Source organism: Roseovarius halophilus (ex Wu et al. 2025) (assembly GCF_047086965.1).
This window is the reverse complement of record NZ_JBKOTX010000622.1, coordinates 1-292: the sequence shown is the minus strand read 5'-3', so window position 1 is coordinate 292 and position 292 is coordinate 1. Positions and strand designations below refer to the sequence as shown.

Here is a 292-nt window from a genome sequence, read left to right as displayed (position 1 = left end):
CGGCGCATGCCGAGGCGCCCAGGCCGGTCAAGGTGTTGATCGTCAGCGGCGGCTGCTGCCACGACTACCCGCGCCAGCGCGAGGTGCTGGAACGGGCGCTGAAGGAGCGCATGCCGGCCGAAGTCAGCCACGTCTACCACGACCCCAGACCTGGAGAAAAGGCGACGCGCCCGGCGCTGCCAATCTATGGCAATCCGCGTTATGCGGATGGCTATGACGTGGTGATCCACAATGAGTGTGCGGCGGACGAGGACAGCGCGCAGGCGCTCGACGCCGTGCTGGCGCCGCACCG

General features: G+C 68.5%; 1 protein-coding gene. It reads left to right on the top strand.

Annotated features, from left to right (window positions below; genetic code table 11):
* On the top strand, window positions 1–292 hold a 292-nt coding region (locus ACH107_RS33765; protein ID WP_412509917.1), incomplete at both ends, for a hypothetical protein.